This window comes from Microcoleus sp. MON1_C1 (assembly GCF_036701945.1).
GTDB lineage: Bacteria > Cyanobacteriota > Cyanobacteriia > Cyanobacteriales > Microcoleaceae > Microcoleus.
This window is the reverse complement of record NZ_JAUBRO010000023.1, coordinates 74,541-92,011: the sequence shown is the minus strand read 5'-3', so window position 1 is coordinate 92,011 and position 17,471 is coordinate 74,541. Positions and strand designations below refer to the sequence as shown.

6 protein-coding genes are annotated in these 17,471 nt (G+C 48.6%); 1 reads left to right on the top strand and 5 read right to left on the bottom strand.

Features of this window, described 5'->3' with window-relative positions; translation table 11 throughout:
• Window positions 1-54: 54 nt before the first annotated feature.
• The 3 genes from QUA62_RS15025 to QUA62_RS15015 all read right to left on the bottom strand — a co-directional run bounded on the left by QUA62_RS15025 (window position 55) and on the right by QUA62_RS15015 (window position 6,730).
• Entirely contained in the window at window positions 55-3,747 is a 3,693-nt protein-coding gene (locus tag QUA62_RS15025) for a DUF4347 domain-containing protein (RefSeq protein WP_333405057.1), read from the bottom strand.
• 737 nt (window positions 3,748-4,484) lie between these two features.
• Window positions 4,485-4,979 carry a hypothetical protein gene (locus tag QUA62_RS15020; RefSeq protein ID WP_333405056.1) on the bottom strand — a complete coding sequence of 165 codons (495 nt, stop codon included), beginning with the start codon at window positions 4,977-4,979 and terminating at the stop codon, window positions 4,485-4,487.
• Window positions 4,980-5,242: 263 nt separating this feature from the next.
• Window positions 5,243-6,730 carry a hypothetical protein gene (locus tag QUA62_RS15015; protein ID WP_333405054.1) on the bottom strand — a complete coding sequence of 496 codons (1,488 nt, stop codon included), beginning with the start codon at window positions 6,728-6,730 and terminating at the stop codon, window positions 5,243-5,245.
• A 74-nt stretch (window positions 6,731-6,804) separates the two neighbouring features.
• Between QUA62_RS15015 and QUA62_RS15010 the strand changes: the two genes are divergently transcribed.
• The gene (locus QUA62_RS15010; RefSeq protein ID WP_333405052.1) at window positions 6,805-8,466 is read left to right on the top strand and encodes a glycosyltransferase family 39 protein; all 1,662 of its coding nucleotides are present in this window, start codon (window positions 6,805-6,807) and stop codon (window positions 8,464-8,466) included.
• A 130-nt stretch (window positions 8,467-8,596) separates the two neighbouring features.
• On the opposite strand, the gene QUA62_RS15005 is transcribed toward QUA62_RS15010, so the two are convergent.
• The gene (locus QUA62_RS15005) at window positions 8,597-13,156 is read right to left on the bottom strand and encodes a response regulator (protein ID WP_333405050.1); all 4,560 of its coding nucleotides are present in this window, start codon (window positions 13,154-13,156) and stop codon (window positions 8,597-8,599) included.
• Window positions 13,157-14,161: 1,005 nt separating this feature from the next.
• Complete coding sequence (locus QUA62_RS15000; RefSeq protein WP_333405048.1) at window positions 14,162-17,272, bottom strand: MFS transporter; 3,111 nt, start codon at window positions 17,270-17,272, stop codon at window positions 14,162-14,164.
• Window positions 17,273-17,471: the final 199 nt, after the last annotated feature.

Genomic DNA, 17,471 nt, shown 5'->3' with positions numbered 1-17,471 from the left:
TCTTCACCACTCCTGAGGGGTCGGGCTGCTTATGGCGCACCCTACCCGAGGCAGTTAGATTGTTATCTGAGTGAAATCGCTAGCGGTGAGAATACCGGGGGTAATACCGTTAAGCTTCGCCAACAATTGATTGGTGTCCGTCACAGTAATCAAAGTTTGATTGTTGCTGGAAGTAATACTGAGTTGATTGAAACTCAAACCAGAATTCAACCCAATTAAATCCTCTCCCTTGCGGAAATCATTAATGATGTCGCTACCCAAACTTTGACTTAGGAAAAACACATCATTTCCCGAACCACCAGTCAAAGTATCGTCGCCAACATCTCCGGAAAGGAAATCGTCCCCAGCACCGCCGCTGAGAATATCATTACCTTTGCCACCGTAGAGGGTATCGTTACCGATGTCGCCACAGAGCACATCGTTTTCATTGCCACCGAAGAGCAAGTCGTTGCCCTCACCGCCATCGAGACTGTCGTTTTCTTTGCCGCCGTACAGGCTGTCATTTCCCAAGTCTCCAAAAATCAGGTCTGCACCTTCATTGGCAAAGGCAATATCGTTGCCGTTTCCGCCATTAATTGTGTCATTTCCTAAGTTGCCTAAAATGTAGTCGTCCCCATCTTCACCCAGCAAGATATCGTCATCTTTACCGCCGAAAATGCTGTCGTTACCAACGCCGCCGGCAACTGTATCATTGCCGACATCTCCCCTCAACAAGTCGTCGCCCTCGGCATCTACTACAGTGTCAGGATCTTTGCCAGCGTAGATGGTATCGTTGCCAGCACCGCCAGAGATGAAATCGCTGCCTCCATTGCCGAAGATTGAGTCGTTATCTGCACCGCCTTGGATGTTGTCATTCTCGCCCATGCCGTAGAGAGTATCGTTGCCGGCTTGTCCGTTAATTGACTCGTTGATGCCACCGCCGATGATGAAATCGTTACCTTCGCCGCCGTTGACAGTTTGTTGGACGGGGTTGGGGGTGATGGTGGCAGGATCTAGTTGCGGGGCGTTGAGGCTATCGAGTAGGCAATCATCTACGGCCGGAGTTGGTGTGGGTGCGGGAGTTGGTGTTGGCGACGGAGTGGGTTCGGGTGTAGGAGTTGGAGTGGGTTCGGGTGTGGGTGTCGGAGTGGGTTCGGGTGTGGGAGTTGGAGTCGGCGCGGGCGTCGGAGTTGGCTCCGGAGTCGGTGTGGGAGTTGGAGTCGGCGTCGGCGGAGTTGGTGTGGGAGTCTCAGTTGGAATTGGCGCCGGAGTCGGTGTGGGAGTAGGAGTCGGCGTCGGCGGAGTTGGTGTGGGAGTCTCAGTTGGAGTTGGCGCCGGAGTCGGTGTGGGAGTAGGAGTGGGTTCGGGCGTCGGAGTTGGCGCCGGAGTCGGTGTGGGAGTAGGAGTTGGCTCGGGCGTCGGAGTTGGCGCCGGCGTCGGTGTGGGAGTTGGAGTGGGTTCGGGCGTCGGAGTTGGCGCCGGAGTCGGTGTGGGAGTTGGAGTGGGTTCGGGCGTCGGAGTTGGCGCCGGAGTCGGTGTCGGAGTTGGAGTGGGTTCGGGCGTCGGAGTTGGCGCCGGAGTCGGTGTCGGAGTTGGAGTTGGCGCCGGAGTTGGAGTTGGCGCGGGCGTCGGAGTTGGCACCGGGACGACACTACCTCCCAATTCAAAAGAGCCGCTGTCCACGATCGCGCCTGGAATGGTGTCCCCATCTTGAGGGCGAGTCACGCCGCGCTGATCCGTAGCGGGTGCGCCGGTGGCAATCCCTTTATCAATTGCCGGACTTCCTATCAGCAGCGGCCTGACTAAAGCTCCGTTGAGGTTTTGCAAAGGGCCAAGTAAGGGGTCTGCGATCGTAATACTTGCCGTCGCATTGTAATCGTTGAAGTTAGTGGTTTTTCTGATCGGCCACTGAAAATTACCTCCTTGGTCGGTTAATTCTTGGTTTGTGTGTTGCTGAATGCCAAACGGATTGCCGGATGTGTTGTTAGAAAAAATGGTGTTTTTGACGCTGACAGTCGCGTTGTTTGCCGAAATACCTCCGCCAACCCAGCCGGCGTAATTGTCGGCAATCGTGCTATTGACGATCGTCGTTGGCGCATTGTCCACAAGGATGCCGCCGCCGACATTGCCATAGCCATCAGCAGCAGTAGTAGTAACCTGGTTGCCAGAAAAGGTGCTGTTAGTAATCGTAGTAGTCGCATCTTTGACCCAAATGCCACCGCCTTGACCGGGGGCTTTATTGCCAGCAAATGTGGTATTCGAGATGGTAAATCCCCGGTTGGCGCCGTTGTTCGCTTGCACCAAACCCCCGCCAATTCCGTCGTTGCCGCCGGGAAGCGGCAGAATTTCGTTGTTTTGGAAAGTGCTATCTGCAACAGTTACGCTGTCTTGAGTGCCTGTGTACAGGTAAGCTGCTCCGCCTTCGCCCCGGCCTTTGTTGCCTTGAAATACGCTTTTAGTAATGCTAATTGTGCCGGAAGGCTCGTCAGTAGAACTGGCTCTATCGGTGTAAATTGCGCCGCCGAAACCCCTTAAAAAAGAATTGCCGTTGGGATCGTTTGGGGCGAAAACGGCTGCGGTGGTGTCGTTGCCGATGAATCGCGAGTTGTCAACTGTTAGTTTGCCGTTTAGGCTATTAATTGCCCCGCCGTTAATTCCTAAGTTGTTGGTGAAGTCGCTATTGCGGACGGTCAGGTTTTTATTGCTGACAAAAGCAATACCGCCAGCACCGCGTTCGTCGTTGGTGGCGGTGGCTTTATTTCCGGTGAATTTACTATCGGTAACGGTCAGGCTGTTGTTCCAGCCGCTGAAGATTGCACCGCCGCCACGATCGGCAACGTTGTTGGTAAACTGAACGTTTTCTACGGTCATCGTTACTTCGTCCGTTGTACCGATCGCACCCCCATTATCAGCCGTTTTGCCGTTAGTAATAATCAGGTTTTTGACAACAAAATTGGTAGCAGTTGCAACGTTGGCATTGACAAAAAAGGCGCGGGATGCGTTGTTGCCACTGATGGTTAAACCGGGTGCGGCGGCGCCGTCAATGGTAATGTTTTTGCCAACGGGAATATCGAGTTGACCGCTGGTTAGAGTAATGGTTTGGCTGGCTAAACCTGGAGCGAAGGTAATGATATCGCCGGCAACAGCGGTGGCGATCGCAGCCCTTAATGAACCGGGCCCGCTATCGCTATTGTTGGCTACTACGATCGTAGCTAAATCACCTTGGTAACTAGCCATAGCCTCTGGCTGCAAGGCTAAGGGAGATTCAATTTGGCCCCTAGCAAATTCTAAATTCCAGTCGCCGCCGCTGCCGGTTGTGTTGGTGGATGCCGCAACGTCAGCCCCGGTTAATTCACTGAATCGATCGACGAAATTAGCACCTGTACCGCCTGCTACATCGCAGCCGTACAGCATGATGTCTGCTTGTGGGGCTAGTGAACTTTGCCACTCTTCCAACTGGCTTTTGTATTGCTCTATATTATCGGAACCCAGAGCGGTATTGCCTAATTGTAGGCTGCCTGAACTGCCGTGAGAAATAATGTGAACCGAGTCTATCCCCCCGTTAGTAGAGGCGTATTTTTCAATTTCGGAGGTAATTTGTTCGATGCCGTTTTTGGTGCGATCGAGTATTACTACCTGCTGTCCCGGCAGCACTCCCGCTGTAATTGACTCGTAATCTTCCACGCCGGAGTCAATGAAGACTAAGGAGCGCAGTGGCCGGTTTTCAAGAGAAGATTGTGAGTTAACTTGAGCGAACGTAGAACTCATATTGGAGACTCCATTAAGGGCATTATTAGTAGATACACCCTAGAGTAACCTCATCAGACTTATTTGATTATATCTTAACACTAAATTGAGACATAGTGTTCTTGTTTTTAATTTTTAGGGATTTATTTGGATCGGCATTTGCCTGTTGTCTCTTGACTACCTTGGAAAATTAAACTTCTACCGCTGGGAATATATTACAACATTTATCGCGCCTATTCAAATAAATAAATCTAGGTTGTACCATCCAATTTGTGCGACCTTATTTTGCTAACAGTAGCCTGATTTTAGGTAGTCGGAAATGGTGGAGGTAATTTCCCCCCGAATAACTTCTCTTAATTATATTTAGTAGTTTTTCTTTGAGTGTGATCTGTTACTTATAGGCACAAGGCACTACAATTTACCTAGCTGTATTTCATCCAAGGTAAAACTGAATTATGTAGATTTTGAATAATTCTATATGCTTTAAAGTTGCTAGGTTTGCGATACACCCAAATACTTATTACGAGGAGATTGGGTCGCATTTACTACCAGTCAAAACGGTATAATATTAAACCGACACAGTGAAAACTGCCCTCCTCACTACAAACGTGATTCAAATTATTCAGCGAGAATTGATATGATTGCAGATTGAGTCAGATCAAATCGTTGATTTCGATCGCGCCTGCGTCTCTAATTACAATTGCATTCGGATCCAGTCGCCCTCGGTACGTTCCACACCCTCCATTAAATCACTCTCCTTAATTAGCAAACAGTCGATCGCGCCCACCGCCGTTGCTGAGTGTATCACTATCTCGATCGGCATAACACAAACCAAGTCCGCTGTTTAGAGTCAGAGAACTATGCGCTTTTGGCAATTGACTTTTGTATGGTTCTAGGTCATCTGAAGTGAAGATAACCGAGCCTAATTGCAGTTGACCCGAGCTGTCGCTGAAAGTTGTGCGAACTTTGTCAATCTCTCTAAGGATAGAGGCATATTTTTGAAGTGCCGAGGTAATTTTCTTGATGCAGTCAGATTCCACAGCCAAAATTCCGGAAACACAATATCCACCGTTATTAATGCTGGAGTCCTTGAATACAAAGCTTTTGGATGGGGGATGTGCGTATTCTGAGGCGGGAGTCGTTTCCCTTAAAGAAGTGAACATATTCCGTCCTCCAAAAGTGAGTTGAGCGCTAGATGAACCGCTGGACTCTGACCGCCAGAAGCTGCCAGCTACCTTGTTTATTTCGCTCATTCTTATTTAACCTATCTATCAGTTTCCCCTATTTCTGCCGCACTGCCATCCGCGATCGCACGGAATTTACATTCTGCGTGTTTTCCCTGACTTCCGGCAAACGCGCAATTACCTATCGATCCGATATCCTATCCGTGATACCACTTTCAAAAAAACATCCAACTGTAAGCCGGTGCTTCCAACCTCGATAGTCTGCACTCATTCCCCTATCTAAAATCTAAAAGGGTATGACAGTTAGCTGATTGGCCTCGCAACTGCACCGCTCAAGATTCTGTGGAAGATGGCGGTTTTTTCCCTGCATTGCGAATATTAATAATCTTGTTGAGCGCCTCAAACCAAAAAGCAGCCCCCATAGAAATAGCTAGGCCGCTCAATATCCAACCAAACAATTTTGCCATCAACGCTGGCCACAATAAATTCCCCTGCTTATCTCGATCTAAGCTGTTCTGTTGGCTCCATCCAAAAGGCAGAGCTACCTGATCCAAAGCTCGATCGACATCCTTTTGAACTTGTGTCAGACTGCTTAAATTATTTGATTTAGTCTTAGCATTGTTTGCCACCAACTGCTGAGCATACAAGTTAACATTCGATCGCAGCATCGAATCCTTCGACAGCCGATCAATAATATTAATGGTATCAGCATTAGCAGCGACAGCAATCGCAGTTCCGAGCAATATAGCCACCCCTCGGGCATTCCGCTTGTAAACCCCAGAAGCACGCTGCATCGATTGGTCAAACCAAATTTCAATTTCTTGCTGAAACCGCTGCAACTGCTCTTGAGTATCTCCGCCGCCTTTTTCAGCGCGCTGCGCTAAAATATAAAGGCTGCGTTTCAAAGATTCTGGCATACTGTCCAAGGTTTCTTGAATTTGTTGATAAATTGGACTCTCCTCTTTGATATCCATAATTTCTGCTACCGTATCTTGACTTTTTTTAACAGTATTTAACAGATTGCTGAAACTCGGTTGCAGTTGCCCCAGCAGCGCCACCCGCTCAATTTTGCTGTCAAAACGAGCCTTTACAAATGCCATATGCCTCTGAAATTCTCTCCCTGCTAGCTCGGTTTCTGGTAGATAAACCTGAGAATCATTAATATAAAATCCTAACTTTTCCGACATCCGATCTAAGCTGTTGTTCAAACTTGCTAAATTGTTTTGATAATCTTCAACCACTCGATTGAACTCCGCAGTCAGCCACCTAAATTCTTGCTCAATAATCGGTTTAGTAGCATCCGGCAAACTCAGATTTTGTCCAATCTGTTGAATTTGTGCTAATTGTAAATTTTTAAATCTTTCCAATCGGGTTTTAGAGATAGAGCTGAGCAAACTAGAAACCTTTAAAGTCTCCAAAAGGCTAGCCGAAAAACACTCGGCTGGAATATAAGAAGGCCCACTCGATTTATTGCCGAAAACATTTTTAGTACCCGTAACTCCGTGGTAAAAATCCCCCATGCGGTGCGTAACAGAACGGAATCCCTCTGATAAAAGCCCTTTCGCGCCCTGATTCAAATCCTTGATCATGGGATTGGTGTAAATCGAATTGGCCAATTGTCCGACTCGCTTAAATTGCAGGGGATCTTTCGCGCCTTCGCTGCCGCCAGAAATCAGCACTTCGATCGACTTCTTTAAATGTTCCGCCCGCCACTGCAAAACAGTAGCAATCAGTTCCTGAATTTCCGAAGCTAGCAAGCTTAAAGTCAGGTAGATAAAGACTAAGCCAATGATAATATCTATAATTACAGGCAAGTTCATGGTATTTTCCTAGTCGCAAATAACTGCTTTCTAAGTTTACCTTCAGTTTGGGACGCTCAAAACTCTCTTAACTTATGTCAGAAATCTTTCCATTCCTGGGCCGCAAACCGAAAAATCGCTGGAATGACAGCTTTACAGACAAAGTGTGGATGCTGGCTTTTCTGTTGGCTGCAGTGCTGATTTTCGGGCTGAATCTGGGTGGCGTGGCTTTGCGGGATTGGGATGAAGGCATTGCAGCGCAGGTAAGCCGCGAAATTTGGCGCGGCAACTTAAATTGGCTGTATCCGACGATCGACTCAATGCCTTATGTCAACAAACCGCCGCTAGTACACTGGCTAATCGGGCTGTGTTTTGCAGCAGGCGGTGTCAGCGAATTGACGGCGAGGTTGGTACCGGCGATGCTGACAGCCACTTCAGTGCCCTTGCTTTACGCCATTGGCAGGGAGTTGTTTCCGCAGCGTTCGATCTCGATTTTTTCTGCCCTCGTTTATCTGACGCTGTTACCGGTGGTGCGGCATGGACGTTTGGCGATGTTGGATGGGGCGGTTTTGTGTTTTTTGCTGGGGGCGATGTGGTGTTTGCTACGATCGCGCCGCGACTTGCGCTACGCTTTGGGCGCGGGGATTGGGTTCGGACTCATTTGCCTCACTAAGGGCGTCATGTTGGGGCTGCTGCTGGGTGCTATCGGCTGTATTTTTTTGGTTTGGGATACCCCGCGACTCCTCACTTCTGGGTATCTTTGGGGCGGATTGGCGATCGGAACATTGCCAGTAGCTGCTTGGTATGTTGCCCAATGGCTGCACTACGGCCAATATTTCATCCACACTAATTTAGTTAACGAATCTTTCCGGCGCATTTCGGAACCTGTGAGCAGTCACAGAGGCCCGCCTTGGTATTATCTTTTAGAAATTTTAAAATTAGCTTGGCCCTGGCAGTTATTTTGGCTGCAAGGGCTGCGTCTGAGTTGGGAAAATCGCAGTTTTCCCGGGCCAAAATTAGTATTGGTTTGGACTGGAGTATATCTGCTGGCTATTTCTGTGATGACTACTAAATTGCCGTGGTATGTTATGCCAATTTATCCAGCTTTTGCTCTTGCCGTTGGCAGTTATATCGCTGAAGTTTGGGAGCAACTGTGGCTGCCGCCAGAGCCGGTCAAAGAGGAAGCAGAAGAACGTTTTGATGCTATTTCTTTGTTGCCTCATCCCGCGATTTTGGCAATGCTGGGTGTAGTTGCTGTCGTCGGTTGCGTGTACTTCAGTGGCTGGGTACGGCTCGGGGGACAAATTATGCCTCCCGAGCGTGATTTGCAGTTAATGCTGATGGTTGTAGGTTTGACAATGACAATGGCGGCAGTGTTGCTGCACCGCAAAGACCGGCAGTTTATATTAGTTTTAATTTGGGGAACTTACCTGACGCTGCTGGTATTGGTGGCTTCAGATAACTGGGTTTGGGAACTGGCGGAGGATTATCCCGTTAAGCCGATCGCCCAAATTGTCCGCACAGGAAGTCCGGCCGGTCAACAAGTGTTTACTTCTCACCGCTTGAGCCGTCCATCGCTGAATTTTTACAGTCAACGCCAAGTTATTGTCGCCGACGCGCCGACGCTCAAACAGAAATGGCAAACTCTTCCTCAACCTTATTTTCTGTTAGAAAAACCTGTTTTAAAACATTTAGGTTTACAGAATGCTGAGGTTGTCAAAACAGCGGACGATTGGGTTTTGGTAACTAAAAAGTAAGTTAATAGTTAACAGTCCCCTCCTTAGAGTGGGTGAGATAACTTTCAATTGTCTAATGTTGCTTCAGATTGACAGCCTTACCCGGAGTGGAATTGAATTTATGAGAAATTCATCGGACAGGCTCTAACCGCTAACAATCAACAGACTGCATTTCTATTTTTAACGCCGTTTCGACTCTTTGATACTCGGCCTCAACCTGTTCTAAAAGCGCGCAGGCCGGATCGGGTAAAGGCTGGTTAGCATTCGTTCCCATGCGGCCCATGATTTCGAGTTCCTCGCACAGCTCAAACAAGCGAAAAGCACCGAGAGTACCGCTAATCGACTTTAAAGAGTGAGCCGATCGCCGCAAAGCCAGCGGATCGGCGTTGCTCAAGGCCATAGAGATGCCTTGCAGCAGTTCAGGAGCTGTTTCGAGGTAAATCTCGATCGCCTCGTCCAAAGCTTCCACTTCTCGCAGTCCCTCTATAATCTTGGCACTCAGGGAATCGTGGCTCTGTGACAAAGCCCGATCGAGATTTGATGCACCCCAATCGACGACTGTCGGCGAATTGGGAATTGTCAGTTGTGGATTTCCTGCAACAGCCACATTCGATCGCACTTCTAATTCACTCGTTTCTCCGATCTGTTCCGCCGGGGCATCCAAACAAACAATCGGCTGCAGATGATCGAATGCGGAGTTCGATCGAGATTTACACCCGAGCAAAGCTCGCACCAACTGGTCAATGGCGATCGGCTTGCTCAAATAGTCGTCCATCCCCGCAGCCATACACTCTTCGCGATCGCCCTGCATCGCATTTGCCGTCATCGCCACAATCCAAGGTCTCGTCGATTTTCGATTTTCGATTTTCGATTTTCGATTGTTAGATTCCTCCTCAGTCAATTTTGGATTTTGGATTCGGGATTTTCCATTATTAGATTGCTCATCTGTTGCGAAAACTTTCGATCCTTCCGTGGGATTTTTGGTCGAGTCTAGATTATTAGATTGCTCATTTGTTACGGAAATTTCTGATTCTCCCGTGTGATTTTCTAAAGTTAAATCTGCTGAAAATTGCTCGCGGATGCGGCGGGTAGTTTCCAGTCCGTCCATTTCCGGCATTTGCACATCCATCAGCACCACATCGTAAGGCTGGCGGCGCAAAGCTTCGAGCACTTCGATACCGTTTCCCGCCACATCCGCGCGATACCCCATCCGCTGTAAAATTTGCAAAGCCACCTTCTGATTCACCAAATGATCGTCAGCCAACAGAATCCGCAGGGGTAAGTCCTCAGCCAGCACGGGTATGCTTTGCAAGAAAGGCCCGCTAGTGCGCTGCCCTTTAAATTCAGTTGTCTGTTCTCCAAAAATATTGATTAAAACATTGTAAAGCTGAGATTGTTTGATGGGTTTATTCAAAAAAGCAGCAAAATCCATCTCCATAGCAGGAGAGTTAATTTCTTGCCTGCCGATCGAAGTTAGCATCACTAACGGCAACTTTTCGCAATCAGGATACCGGCGAATTTGCGCCGCTAAAGCTAACCCGTCCATTTCCGGCATTTGCATATCCAAAACTGCCAAGTCAAACATCTCTTTAGCAGCCAGCCAATCTAAAGCCAAATGAGCCGAAGCTGAAGCCCTAGCCACCATTCCCCAAGACTGAGCTTGGAGAGTCAAAATTCGGCGGTTGGTAGCATTGTCATCGACTATTAAGACTCGCTTGCCAGCTAATTCAGGTTGAGAATTGCTCAAGCTAACTGGTAAGCAACTGTTGCAGGCAGAAACGATCGTACTGAAATAAAAAGTAGAGCCAACGGATTTCGTATTTTGGCCGATCGGCTTGTTGCTGAGTACAGATTTGCCAGAGGCGTATTTTTCGGCAATTTCGCAAGATTCTGCCCATCCCAAATCAAAAACTGCCGACGATCTAAAATCAGCAGGAGGATTGCCCGCGACACTACCCATACTTTCCACCCACATCCTGCCGCCCATCATTTCGGCCAAACGCTTGCTAATTGCCAAACCCAATCCGGTACCGCCGTACTGCCTGCTCGTTGAAGAATCAACCTGGCTGAAAGATTTAAATAGCCGATCCATGCGATCGCTCGGAATGCCGATACCGGTATCTTTGACCGCAAAATGTATTTCGTATGCTGGGTTAATTACTACCGGTTCGCCATTAATTGCTGGCGGTTCTTTAGCGTTAGCCGCTGACACTGAAATCTTTTTGGCAGTCACCGCAACCACCACTTCTCCAGCTTCGGTAAATTTAACCGCATTACTGAGCAAGTTGATTAAAATTTGCCTCAAGCGGGTGCTATCGCCGATCGCCGTTGCCGGTACTGTACGATCGATCAAGTAACCCACTTCCAGTTTTTTTTCTGCCGCCTTGGCAGCTACCAAGTCTAGAGATTCCTCAATGCAAGTGCGGATGTCAAACGGATGTTCCTCCAAGTCCAATTTGCCCGACTCAATTTTGGAGAAATCTAGAATATCGTTGATCAGCGTCAGCAAGGCATCGCCGCTGCTGCGGATAGTTTCTACAAAATCGCGCTGTTCGCGAGTTAAGGGGGTATCCAGCAGCAAACCGGTCATGCCGATGACTCCATTCATCGGAGTGCGAATTTCGTGGCTCATGGTGGCTAAAAATTCGCTTTTGGCTCTAGTAGCCGCCAGTGCTTGATCGCGAGCTTTTGCCAAATCTACGTCGGTTTGCTGGCGTTCGAGTTCGCTTCCCACCCACTGAGCCATCAGTTTCACCAACTCTCTGTCTACAACTCGGAACGGTTCTGTCACAGGAGTCGGAGAAAAGAAGCACAGAGTGCCGTAAACTTCACCTGCCACCGTGACGGGAATGCCCATGTAAGCTTCGATGGGGAAGGCTCGATCGTCGCTGTTGAAGGAAAAACCCGAAAATCTTACCGATTCAAAGTAAATCGGTTCTTTTGCCATTGCCGTAGCCACGCAGAAGGTTTTTTCCAAATCGTAGATTTGTTCTTTGACGATCGACCTGTCGGGACACTCAACAGCCATTATTTGATAGTTGTCGCCTTGAATGCGGGACAAAATTCCCACGGACAGGCCTAAATGCCGGCATCCCATTGCCAGCAGTTCTTGGAGGCGCAAATCAAAGGTAGAGAGGTGGTTGAGCGGGTCTGTACGAGGAGCCGAAGTCACTTGGTACAACGCTTTTATTGCAGCTTCGCTTTCTCGCAGTTCTTGTTCTGTTTGCTTCCGCACGCTGATGTCGCGCGAAATGCCGATAATTTCTTGGACTTCGCCGGTTTGGGGATCGCTGATCGTGCGGCCGGTGGTTTCAAACCAAATGTATTTGCCGTCTTTGCGGCGGATGCGGTAGCTGACGGTGTAAGTAACTGGGAGCGCCAGGACTTTCCAGTGAGCTTTGGCAATGGTTTCTAAATCGTCGGGGTGAAAATAATCGTTGGGGACGCGGCCGATGAGTTCCGAAGGTTCGTATCCCAGCAAAGCCCGGCTGGCTGGGGAGACGTAAACAAACACGCCTTTGGGATCGTGTCTGGTGATCATGTCGGTTGAGTTTTCGGCCATCAACCGATAGCGGTCTTCGCTTTCATTACGTTCGAGTTGAGAATTGCCCAATGCTTCTAGCATTCGGTTAATGGCGTCGGCCAAGCTTGAGAGTTCATCTGCTCCGGCCATATGAACTCTCAAGCTTGGGTCGCCGTTGGCTGCGATGTTGCTGACGCTGGTGCTCAAGGAAGCCAATCTCGCCAAGACTAAGTTTTCTAGCAACAGCAGGGTGATCCCGCTAAATATTAAACCTACTGCCAGTATTGATAAGGTAAACAGCTCCAAGGTAGCCTGACCTTGGCGGGAGATGATGCGATCTGTCTCTACCCGCAGCAGCAACGCTAGGTTGCCGTGGATGTCGCGAATCAGGGCGTATCCTGCGACGAAGGTGTCGCTGAGTGGCTCGACTAAAATTTCTACTGATTTGAGGTGGGAAATTTTGAGTTTGAGATTTTCCAAATCCTGCCTCGATGGAGCCATGGCCTTGGCGCCGTGCGCGGAGTAGTTAGTGGCTCCGACTTTAAAATCCAAACTCGGCAATCTAAAATCTACTGACAGGTGAGTTAGTTTTGAAAGCAAACCGATTTCGCTGCTGTCGAGATAGCGTCCCACGATCAGCGTCCCGCGCGGCGGGCCTTGGGCGTTGCTGTTAAAGATCGGCTTTGAAGCAATCAGCAGCGTGGCTTCGGGCAGGGTGAGGACGCCTGTTTTGGCGGCGGGGCGATCGCCATAGACTGTCGGTGAGTCGAGCAGCGCCTCGGTCAAGTGCTGTTTTAAGCTTTCGGGAATCGGGATTTCGGTTTGGGATTTAAGGTCGAAACCTTTGCTGAAGATCGTCTTACCGTTGGAGTCCAGCAGCACCAATAAGTTTAGTCTCAAGTAAATAAATGTCGAATCGACGAAATTTGACTTGACAAAATTTTCGTTCCGTGTTTCGACGAAAGAGTAAGTATCGTCCCACTCGGCGTAATCTTGGGCGCTGGTGTCTAAATTCGACAAGTCATCATCTAATGCGTCCAAAGCCCGTGCGACATCCTGGCGGACGTACTGTGCCTCCAGGTTGTGAAAATCATGCAGCAAAATAGTTGATGCAGTGGCATAGAGAACCACAATCAGGCTGATCAGCGCTGCACCGATGATTAATAGTGTTTTTTTTCGGAGTTGCATGGCGTCGCCCTCCTCACGGTGCTACTAGGCAACTAGCCAGGAGAGGTTTGAGACGTAGGTTGTTTAGCATTGGCGATCGCAGGCCTGCGTGTTTGGACTGTTCTGGGGTGACGAGAGCAAAGCCCTTGGTATTTCCAAGGTATCCGGTATGTTGCCCCCCACAGTCAGTGTAGTATTTTCACAGCTTTAGTTCCCTATTATGCACAACCTATGACCTACAAGTTATAACCTGACGATCGGCATCTTCAAAGGAAACGGGCGATCGAACTCAAAACAGTTCGCGTTTGATACTGACGCAGCCAGGGAGGCGGGCGGGGGAGCATCCCACTTTTTCACAGCCAAGCTAGAAGAAATTGGAGTTTTGAGGCAAAAGGCAGGAGGCAGAAGGAAAGAGGAAGAAGCAAGCAGCCAGAAGAAGTATTTTTACAAATATTTTTACAAATATTCAGATGCTCCCGGTGGGCGGTTGGTAGAACAGGCGTGCTGGGTTGAGAACCCTCACTATTATTGTACCTAAAAATATTGAGGAGAGAGCGGACTGGCGCGGCGAGTTGGGCCTGCCAAAAGGTTCTCATTCCCATAGCTGTTTTAATTTTTGTCGTTGAATAGCAATCGTTGCAGGAGTAGGGGAATAAGCCCAAAAGCCTATCCAGCCTAGAAGCTTGAACCGCCTGCAAAAATTGTTATAGCAGAGGTTAAGAATATCCGGCGAGTTTTCATTTATTACATCCTAAAATAAAATATACAACAATCACAAAAATAAGTTTTTTACTTTTCTATTTTGAATTAATCAAAACTGCTAATTAAGATTTATAAATTCACAGTTTGCACAATCCTCAACAAACGGGTAGACGGGTTTACCCATAACATTATTCAACAGTACCAACAAATTAATACGACCCCGTTCCCACTTTCCGATCAAATCCTTTACTAACATTAGTGCCTGATATCAGTAGAAACTCATATCAGGCACTATTTGCAATCCGATCGCAACTTGAGTCTTTTTTACCGGATGACGGCTAAAGCACCGGCGCCTGCTGCTGCTGCGGCCGAAGAAAGAGCGGTGAAAAACAGCCACCAAGAGGCAACTTCTGCTGCTTTCCGGGTTTCTTCGGCTTGTTTTTCGGCTTGCAGTTTGATGCTTTCGAGGCGAAGCTGCGCCTCTTGCTGCAAGCGTTCTGCTCTTTGCAAGACGCTGTTGCGGCTTCTTTCAATTTGGTCGATCAAGCGGTTGGCATCTGCTTCGGAAATGTCCTCGCGGGAACTCATTAGTGCTACTAAAGTATCGCGGTTGAAATGACCCAGCCGATCGCGCAAAGCGTCAAATCCGGCTTGCGGGTCGTCAAATAACTTCCGCACGTCCCGCGTAATGCCTTCGTAGTTGAGTTCAGGGCGATCGAGCGAATTGAGGTAATCCCGAATTTTTCCGAGAACCCCGTCAATTACCGACTGAATACCCTCTTGTATTTTCTGAATTTGCATTGCGAACTCGTCACGCACCGACAAAATTCCATCGACAATGCGATTGGCTTCTGCTTCAGAAATATCCGGCCGCTGAGACAGCAGAGAAACAACTGTAGCTCGATCGATGTGCGACAGACGCTCGCCCAAACTGTAAGCGCCGACTTTCGGGTCATGCAGCAGCAGTTGCAAGTCGCGCTTGATGGCGTCGGGATTTAATTCATCCTTGCCTGTATTACGCAAATAATCTTGTAAAACACTCTGAAAATCCTGCACTTGGCTTTGCATCCGCTTTGCCAAACGGCGCGGCGCTTTCACAATCGAGCCAAGGGTTTCCTGTACTTGGTTGATAATTTGATTGACTTGTTCCTCACTCAAATCTTGTCTCTGAGAAAGCAGTTTTACCAAAGTATCGCGATCGACTTGAGACAGGCGACCCCGCAGCGCTAAAGCTCCTTCTTTGGGATTTTCCAGCAGTTTTGTCAAATCCCGCTGAATCCCTTCAGGATTGAGTTCTGATTTGCCAGTATTGCGGAGGTAATCTGCAAGGGCGGTGGTGGTATTGTCGTACTGATCCTTAGCTTTTTCTGCCAACTTTTGTGGCGCATGCAGCGCGCTGTGCCAAGTTTCTTCGGTGCTGTCGAGAAGCTGATTTACTTGGTCTTCGCTGAGGTCTTTCCGCTGAGATAGCAATTTTACCAAAGTTTGGCGATCGAACTTAGAAGCTCTAGCTCTCAGCGCCCACATTCCCGCTTCCGGGTTGTCCAGCAGCGTTTTCAAATCGCGCTTGATGCCTTCGGGATTGAGTTCTTCTTTGCCCGTAGACTTCAAGTATTCTTGTATTCTTTGCCACTGGTTGTCTAGTCGGGCTTGCGCTGCTTCTTGCAGACCTTTAGCATCTGCTAAAACTACATCTCGCGTCCTTTCCAACTCTTGAACAATCTGTTCTACTTCCTGGAATCCGAAGTTTTCGCGACCTCGGAGAATTTGCACAAAACTGTCGCGGGTGTAAGGAGAAAGCCGATCGCGCAACTGTTCGTAACTAGCGTCGGAATCCTCTAAGATTTTTTTGAAATCCCTCCCGATACCTGCTGCTGTCAGTTCTTCTTTCGGCGTCAGTTTCAAATAAGTTTCCAGTCGCCACTGCAAATCGCGAGATTTTTCTTGCTCCTCAGCAAAGATTACGGTTTGTAAAACGCGCTGTCTAATTGCTTCTAATTCCTGGGAAATTTGTTTAATTTTGTCTTGGGTAAAAACACCTCTACTAGCCAGGATTTCGGCAAAATTAGACTGTTTTAGTTTTTCTAATTCGCGGCGCACAGTTCCTGGATCGGCCGTAGGATCGTAGAGAACGTCCCGAAATTCGCGCTCGATGGCTTGGGGGTTCATCTGCCACGAATAAGTGTTGAGTAGGTAGTTTTCTACGTCGGCACGAATTGGGCTGTAAGTTACGGGTTCGCCTTTGACTTGAGCGTTAATTTTATCAGTTTGCTGGGTAACTTTGTCTTTAGCTTCTTTGAGCTGACCCACTACTTTTTCAACATCCAAGTCAGAAATATCCGTGCGACCCAATACTATTCCCATTAAAGCATTGACTGCCATTGTCGTTGCTTGGGACATCATGGTCGGGCTTTGTCCAGAATTTTGACCGCCCAGATTACCGCCCAGATTGCTGAGGACTTTTTCTACCCTACTTGCCAATTTATCTGAGACCAAATCTCCCGATTTGGCAGATTTGAGATAGTCTACTAATTGGGCGATGCCGTCTGATTGCTGCCCTTGTTTTCCTACTTGTTTCCAAGCATCTTGAAGTTGGTCTACAATCCGGTTTACGTCGCGTTTTGATAAGTCCGATCGCGAACTTACTAAATCTACGAGAGTTTGCCGATCGAGATTCGGCAAATTTTCGGTTGCAATGGTTTTTAGTTGGGGATCGTTGAGCAATTTTTCAAACTCGCTACGCATCCCTTTGATGTCTAATTCTGGCGGTTTGAGGCTTTGGATGTAGTCTTCGACGTTTTCCCGCAAGCTTGTGGGGTCGATCGCGCTACCCAGTTCGTGGCCCACTGCTGCTGCTGCTGCTTTGGCTGTGGCGACGACTTGGTTGCTGGCTGCTTTTGCGCCGATGGCCGAGGCTGCGGTGCCGACAATGGCTTGAAAGCCTGATGTGGCGGTGTTGACGACGGAACCGATCAAGGAACCGACGGTGGTGGAACTCACCCAAACAAGCATTGAGAAATAGGTTGCCCACACGACTAAACCGACGATCGCACCTAAACCGGGACTGCTAATCAAGCTGAGCTTAACTGCTAGCAAGCAAGCAAAGAATAGGGCAATGGTAACGGTAACTAGCGTCCAAGTACCTACCTTTCGGCCGATGTGGCGGACTGGGGAGCTGCCGCTATCCGAGTGGTGGCCGTCGTCGTCGTGGGATTGTCCCATGTACGAAAGGCCCGCGGCTACTGATAAATTTGTTAGCAATAGTTGGAAAGCGCAGGCGAGTACCACTCCAGCTATCAAGGCGATAAAAAATTGCGGCCCGGAATAGAGGAGTGCTGCGTCTTCTGTGTTTGTAGTAGTCTGCTCTACTGGCACTTGGGCCAGCCAGAACCCGATGTTATACAGTTGTGGATTTATTGGCAAATTTTGATACATAGTATATTCCTCGTTAAGGAGTGGGTGCGCGCGCTCATTGGCGCAAGTTAACCAATGTATAGTTTTAGACTCATGCCCCCAATGGCAAGCATCGCCTTATTGACGAGCTAAAGCATCCCCCTACAGTTGGAAGTCTAGAAATATGTCTGCGGCCGGCTGTCACTTTAGAAATATTTGTGCTATGTAAATTGGCAGTTGT